The organism is Streptococcus sp. 4155, assembly GCF_013276695.1.
Taxonomy (GTDB): Bacteria; Bacillota; Bacilli; order Lactobacillales; family Streptococcaceae; genus Streptococcus; species Streptococcus pseudopneumoniae.
The window spans coordinates 21,361-28,077 of sequence record NZ_VMLM01000055.1 but is presented as its reverse complement, the minus strand read 5'-3'; the positions used below and the strand labels follow the sequence as shown (position 1 = coordinate 28,077).

The window sequence follows — 6,717 nt, the reverse complement described above, 5'->3', positions numbered from 1 at the left end:
TTACGAATGAATTTGATTGCTGGTATTATCAATCATGAACTAGGATTCTAGTTTTGCAGGAAGTCTAATAATGAAAATAAAGGACTAAAGTAATAACTCTAAATATATCTGATTTTTATAGGACATTTCATAAAAAAATCTACATACCTAGAGTCCTATTTAGTTATGTATCTTACATAAAGAGAAAGGAATTAATTATCATGAAATTATCTTTGTATAGTGAAGTTGACCATTACCATTCTTTAAGTTCTTATTCTTTAAATGATATTACACATACTGATACCCCAAAAAATATTATTGAAAAGTCTAAAAAAGATAAGTATAGATACCCAATAGTAATACTTAATAAAGAACATAAAGTAATTGGATTTTTTTGCCTACACCTAAACACTGGTCCTAAAAAGTATGGCTATTATCAAAAAGATTATGCGCTTATTAGAGGATTTTCTATTGATGATAATTTCAGAAATCAAGGATATGGTTCTAATGCTCTGAATAAAATATTTGAATTCATGGACTCAACTTTAAAATTAGAAATTAACCATATTGTATTGGCTGTAAATGAAAAAAATATATTGGCTCAAAAAGCATATAGAAATTCAGGTTTTTTTGTTGTGAAGAAAGATTTAGAAGGAAAAAAGGGGAAATTAATTATTATGGAGAAAAGCAGAAACTAGTATCATTTCTAGTTTCTGCTTTTCACTAAGTCTGCTATAAATTTAGTATCCTAACTTATTTGCATATTTTGAGAGGAATAATCTATATACTAAACTTTTATGTTTATAATTCATTCCTTTCGTTTCACTCAAGGCACAAGACAGAATGAAAAAGTGGTGTGCTCTTTATTTTGTTTTATAATAATAGTGAGAAAGTCTATCACTACTACAAATCACGTGGAGGTGAATAAGTGAGTGATACAGCCACTACCTCGCATATTTATAGGTGTCATTCTTTCCATCAAGCACAAGAACTGTGACTAGGAGAACGTAAACTTATAATTGAATAAGCGAATCGTTTGTGAAAAGGAAAGAATAGTCAAGGGATAGGCAGACTCAAATTTGGTGAAGGGAGACTCCTCATGTTAAAAACCAAATTTCAATTTAAAAAATTTTAAAATTTGTTTCGCATTTACTACTCCTTGCATTTATATTGGATTGATTAACAGAACCTTTCGCGATGTTCCTTAGCAACTTCTTTGTACTAGGAAAATTTAAAAATTCGGATAGGTAGCTACCCCGATTATTCATACAAAAAGCATCCGAAATTTCTTTGTCTGATAGAAGATCAATCTGTTTCTCGACTGCTTGACAAACCAAGTTTGCAAGAAAGATATTTTTAGGTGAATCAAAAGTTTCTGCTTTGTGGTTAAAATCATGTTTCATATTTTTAGTTTGGCACAAAGTAGCTTGATTGGCTAGGAGTTCTCTTTCTTTTCCGATTTTTTCTTCTCCGCTTTTTCGCTTGAATCGGTCGCTACCTCTTCCTTTTTCTCTCTTTTCTCTTCTTTGATTTTGACGGAAGGAAAGATGAACTCATATTGACTCTTATCCGTACGAACCCTTATCACCAAGCTTGCTTTCTTGTTTTGATAACTCACCTGACCCAGATTAAAAACCTGTTCCCCACTTTCTTGCTCGGCTTTATCCTTGGCTCGTTTGGCCATGGCAAAAGCAAGCAATTTTTCTTTATTCAAAGCATAGTCTTGATAGTGGGCGACTTGTCGGTTCAAGTAAAATTGTAATAAAAGACTAAAGATAGCTGCCATGCTGACTGCATAAAGGAGAACACCTGCCTTAACTTTTTTCTTTTTCCACACGATAGATAAACTCTCTCTCTAATCCTTTTTGAAATTGGAAACGAAAGTGTACCAGTTGGCCCTCCTCTGTAATCTGCGCAGACTTAAGCCCATAGACCATAGGTTGATAACCTCGACCACGAGCATTCGTTTTACGGAAATCATCTGCCCTAGACTTACCCATAGCGATCTCCTTGCCATCCTGCTTCATATAGATACGATTGCCTTCCACCTTTTCAAACTGAGAACGCTCTAACTCTGCCTCCAGCTGATCCACAAACAAGAGCCACTCTTTTTGCTCGCTTTGTTGCTGGTAGCGAACTTCTGAAATGAGGAGCTGACTCATAGCTTGAAAAAGGAGTAATCCTCCACTGATGACAATCAGGGCAATCAGGGATTCTAACAAGGTAAAAGCCTTGACCTTATGGCTCTTTGATTGCCAACAACTGTTCTGAACCATGGTAGACCTCCAATCCTTTTTCACTAGAAAATACCTGAATCTCAACTCCGTTGATGCTTACCTGATTTTGCCCCGTCTGCAGGGCCATCTTAGCTACCCTCAAGACTTCTTCCTTTTGCAAGATTTTTGCTTCCTCTTGCCTATTTTTTTGAATTTGTCCCAAAAGGAGGGTCGCAATGCTGGCAAAGATAGCTAGAGCGACTACTGCTTCCAGTAAAATCACTGCCCTAATTTTTTGTTTCCTTAATGCGTTTAATTTTTCCATTTCCTAGATATAATTGATAGCGAATCGCTCCTTTACTGGTCTGAAATTCAACCTTAGCCAGGGACGAATTGCCCCCAGCTCGGTCAAATGTAATACTTTGGCCTGATGGGGCCTGAATTCCTTTAGGGACTGGCAACTTTTGACTGCCATTGCTAAGCGTCTGCCCATCTAAGTTCAGACTAGTCTTTTGCTGACTGGCTACACTGCGTTTTTGGGTTTCCCGATAGAGTTCTTCAAACTCCATAAAGAAAATCTGTTCCTCTACCGCTGAAAAAGTGGACTGGACAGAGCCGGACAAGCCCAAGGCAAGGATACTCACAAGTCCCAAAACCAAGAGACTTTCCAGCATGGTAAAGGCCTTAATCATTGACTTTACGATTTGCTCCTCCATTTTTATCATTGTATTCTTTATAAGCTTTAGCCTGTTCTTCCGTGATGCGTCCATCTGCTTGTAACTTTCTTAGGCTAGCATCTTCATTCTTTTCTAAGCTATAAAGTTCTGCCTGGCTTTCCACCACCTTAACAACAGCTGCTTTTCCTTTGTCATTGACTGCTTCTTTTTGCTTGGTCAGATTAGGTACAAAGAGCAAGAAAAGCACGCTGATAATCAGCAAGACCACCAACATCTCCACCAATGTAAAAGCTTTAACCTTAGCTTTTTTCAAGAATGTCATCATTTTTTTCATTTTAAAAATTTACCTCCATATTTTGATACATGGGCATGAGCATTGCCGCATAAAGTAAAACGATAATCAGTGCCACAAAGATAAAAACCAGTGGCTGCACCAAATTCATGGTGCGGTTGACTCGGGTAAAAAAGGCTTCCCAAGTTTTTTCAGCATAGATTTCCAACTCACTACCCAGCTTGGACTTAACTTCCCCATACTCTATGATGAGACTCAATTCCTTCCTAAAGAAAGGATAGGTTCCTATCGTCTGAGAAAATTCACGGCCATTTTTCAGGGTTTGAGCCAGATCTTGACCGACTTCTTTAAAGAGCTGGGAACCTTGTTCCTGCATCATTTGAAAAATCTGCGTCAACTCCATTCCCTGTGAAATCATATTCCCCCATTCACGTGCATAATAGGCTGTCAAGTAGGTCTGCACAAAGATTCCAATAAAGGGAAGGCGTGCTAAGATAGAAAAGACACTCATCTTAGAACTTCTTTTATAAAAAGTGAGTGCTAAAAGGGCAAGCACGGAAACAAGCCCTACCATGCCTAGAAAAATTTGGGGCAGATTACCGATAATTTGGGTGGCAATATTGCTACTATCCAGTTGTGGGAGCAGGTAATTCCGTAGCCCCAGCATAATTAAGAGAAGAAAACCCAGCAAAATCAAGGGATAGGTCGCTACTTCAATCAATTTTTTCTTGACCTTAGCCAGATTGTCCAGATATTCTTCTATCTTTCCCAAACTCAGGTGGAGATTGCCATGAACTTCAGCTAGGGATAACTGAGTGACAATAGCACTTGAACATCCCAAACTTTCCATCATTTCTGAGAATGATTTCCCCTGAGACAAGCCCACACGCATCTGGGTCACACACTGCTTGTCCAACAAAGCACTCCTATCTAAAAAGGAGATAGTCTCCACCAGATGAAAACCGCTAGAAAAGAGATTGTTAAATAGGGTGATGATATTTTTTTGCTTAGCTGTAGCTAATTTTTTCCGTCTCAGCCTGAAGACTTGTGATATGTCCATCTTTAAGAAGCTGGTCAATTTGCTCATTCCACTTGGCTGCTTGGTGTTCTTGATAATCTCTGCTTGCAAAGTCAACGATTCCTCCTCCCCCGATTAATCTCTGGTAGCAGACTCCTTGCAGAACAACTGCCAATTCTTCTTCACTCACACCCAACTCCAGCAGACGCTCATAAACACCTCGGATACTCTTGGCGTGAATGGTTGAAAAGACTGTCGCACCTGTCAAACTAGCTCTGACCACTGCACGCGCCGTCTCGCTGTCACGAATTTCTCCGATAATCAAGAGATCTGGTCGATGACGCAAGGAAAGTTTGATTAGATTTTCATAGGTTAGGCCGATTGCTTCGTTCAACTGCAACTGAAGCATGTCGTCCTGCTTGATTTCGACAGGATCTTCGATGGACATAACTTGCTGTCCTTTAAAGAGTGACTTGGACAATTCATGCATCAGGGTCGTCTTACCACTCCCAACCGGGCCAGCAAAAAGATAGAGTCCCCGTTGCCTGTACTGCTTGCCTAATTCTTCAATATCCTGAAACCAAAAATGCAAGTCCTGCTCTTCATCGTGCAACAAGCGAATGACTAAACTCTCATGCCCTCGATAATCGCCTACGGTAGATAAACGTAGGGACGCCATCTTCTGGTCATATTCATAGTCACAGGAACCGAGTTGACTACGTCGCTTTTCTCCCACATTCATACCCGCCACAAACTTAAAGTGACTGATGACGGCCGCAAATTTTTCGAAGTTATAACAGCCAATTTTACAGCGCTCGTCTCCTACCCTCATATGAAGCTCATAGGCATCTAACTTAGGGACAAAATAAATATCTTGCGCTCCTTTTTTCCGGGCCGAACGAATGATTTCTTGTGCAATTTCTTGAACCATACCTACCTCCTCACCTATACTATTCGCAAAGATTTGGAAAAATAAAAAAAGCAACTCCAAAAAGTTACTTTTTCTCTATTTTAATTTCATACGGCAAGAACGATGCCTTTCCTTACCTGTTTGTTTTTCATAGCCTGGGCGTAATTTTTCATCTGGAATAACCTGCTCATCCTGCAAAAGAGCCAAAGAATGATATTGTTGTAAATACTCATCACATTCATCACACCAACGTTGGTCTTCTGGATCCCAAAAAATAGTCATCAAGTCACTTCTACTTTTATAAAGAGGGGATTCTTGTTCCAATCTAAACCAGCAAGTTTTATAGTATTTGAGAGCATCATAATACTGGTCAAATTTCTTACTAGCTACAATATCTTCTTCCCAACCTTCTAAGAACCACCACGGTTCAAAATCTCCGTACATTTCTATAACACGATACATATTCATTCATTCCTTTGTACCGTATATTATAACCAATTCCGCTAAACAAGGAAAGAAATATGCTCATTTCTTAATTTCTTGATAAAAAATCCAGCCATCTGATGGATGACTGAATTTCTATTTAAGCTTCTGAAATATCGTTTTCGATAATAACCTTAATGGCATGGTGGTCTGCTGCCTTACTGAAAACTTCATAGGCTTTTTCAATTTCACTGAGTTTGAAATAGTGAGTTACCAATTTTTCTGGTTCAATCTTATGACTTTCAAGTGCTTTCAACAATTGTGGAGTTGTATTTGTAGATACCAAACCAGTTGTTACATTGATGTTGCGAATCCAAAGTTTGTCCAAATCGAATTCAACTGGTTGACCATGTACACCACAGTTGGCAACTGTTCCGTCTACACCGATAATCTTTTGACAGAAATCAAATGTTACAGGAATACCAACAGCTTCGATAGCGACATCCACACCACGACCATCTGTCAAATCATAAATTTCTTTAATGGCTTTTTCAGGATCTGAAGAATTAACCTTATGAGTCGCACCGAATGATAGGGCAGTTTCCAAGCGGTTATCATCTAGGTCTACCATAATCAATTGAGCTGTCAAAAGTGCAGCCAATCCAACTGGTCCTGAACCAATAATAGCTACGCTACAACCAGGTTCCACTTCCCCTTTTAAGACACCAATTTCATATCCAGTAGGCAGAATGTCTGATAGCATAACCAAGGATTCATCTGACAAGTCTTCTGGAGTATGGTAAAGAGTGTTATCTGCATGAGGGACACGTAGATATTCAGCCTGCATACCATCAATCAAGTGACCGAAAATCCAGCCCCTTCGTCTTCACAGTGGGCATAAATTCCTTTTTTACAGTAGTAGCATTTACCACAGGCGCAGACACAAGAAATCAAGTCCTTGTCGCCTTTTTTGAAGTTAGAAACTCCTTCCCCAACTTCTTCAACAATCCCAATCCCTTCGTGGCCAAGAATGGTACCACTTTGACAAGCAGGAACATCCCCTTTGATAATATGGAGGTCTGTTCCACAAATAGTATTTTACGATACGCACAATAGCGTCTGTTGGCTTGCGAATAACTGGTTTATCTACATCAACAAAAGAAGCAAGTCCTGGTTTAACATAAGTATAGGTTTTCATAAAG

General features: G+C 38.9%; 9 protein-coding genes and 2 pseudogenes. 1 reads left to right on the top strand and 10 read right to left on the bottom strand.

The annotated features are described in order from the left end of the window. The first annotated feature begins 200 nt into the window (after positions 1-200). Entirely contained in the window at positions 201-677 is a 477-nt protein-coding gene (locus HT715_RS07440) for a GNAT family N-acetyltransferase (RefSeq protein WP_054393003.1), read from the top strand. 579 nt (positions 678-1,256) lie between these two features. Here HT715_RS07440 and HT715_RS07435 read toward each other — a convergent pair. The 10 genes and pseudogenes from HT715_RS07435 to HT715_RS07390 all read right to left on the bottom strand — a co-directional run. Continuing rightward, positions 1,257-1,382 (bottom strand): annotated as a pseudogene (locus HT715_RS07435) (SAM-dependent methyltransferase); the annotation flags it as partial. 32 nt (positions 1,383-1,414) lie between these two features. After that, positions 1,415-1,816, bottom strand: a complete 402-nt coding sequence (gene comGG / locus HT715_RS07430; protein ID WP_054393005.1) for a competence type IV pilus minor pilin ComGG — start codon at positions 1,814-1,816, stop codon at positions 1,415-1,417. Continuing rightward, entirely contained in the window at positions 1,794-2,255 is a 462-nt protein-coding gene (gene comGF, locus HT715_RS07425) for a competence type IV pilus minor pilin ComGF (RefSeq protein ID WP_054393006.1), read from the bottom strand. The genes comGG and comGF overlap by 23 nt, the downstream gene beginning before the upstream one ends. Beyond that, positions 2,218-2,520, bottom strand: a complete 303-nt coding sequence (comGE, locus tag HT715_RS07420) for a competence type IV pilus minor pilin ComGE (protein WP_000413382.1) — start codon at positions 2,518-2,520, stop codon at positions 2,218-2,220. The genes comGF and comGE overlap by 38 nt, the downstream gene beginning before the upstream one ends. Further along, entirely contained in the window at positions 2,483-2,887 is a 405-nt protein-coding gene (comGD, locus tag HT715_RS07415; protein ID WP_000588028.1) for a competence type IV pilus minor pilin ComGD, read from the bottom strand. The genes comGE and comGD overlap by 38 nt, the downstream gene beginning before the upstream one ends. Then, complete coding sequence (comGC, locus tag HT715_RS07410) at positions 2,880-3,206, bottom strand: comG operon protein ComGC (RefSeq protein ID WP_000738627.1); 327 nt, start codon at positions 3,204-3,206, stop codon at positions 2,880-2,882. The genes comGD and comGC overlap by 8 nt, the downstream gene beginning before the upstream one ends. A 1-nt stretch (position 3,207) precedes the next feature. After that, positions 3,208-4,224 carry a competence type IV pilus assembly protein ComGB gene (gene comGB, locus HT715_RS07405; protein ID WP_074196785.1) on the bottom strand — a complete coding sequence of 339 codons (1,017 nt, stop codon included), beginning with the start codon at positions 4,222-4,224 and terminating at the stop codon, positions 3,208-3,210. Next, positions 4,172-5,113, bottom strand: coding sequence for a competence type IV pilus ATPase ComGA (gene comGA, locus HT715_RS07400; RefSeq protein ID WP_000249547.1), 942 nt, complete (start codon positions 5,111-5,113; stop codon positions 4,172-4,174). The genes comGB and comGA overlap by 53 nt, the downstream gene beginning before the upstream one ends. Positions 5,114-5,188: 75 nt before the next feature. Further along, positions 5,189-5,554 carry a DUF1033 family protein gene (locus tag HT715_RS07395; protein WP_000286405.1) on the bottom strand — a complete coding sequence of 122 codons (366 nt, stop codon included), beginning with the start codon at positions 5,552-5,554 and terminating at the stop codon, positions 5,189-5,191. 121 nt (positions 5,555-5,675) lie between these two features. After that, positions 5,676-6,713, bottom strand: a pseudogene (locus tag HT715_RS07390) (zinc-dependent alcohol dehydrogenase family protein). Positions 6,714-6,717: the final 4 nt, after the last annotated feature.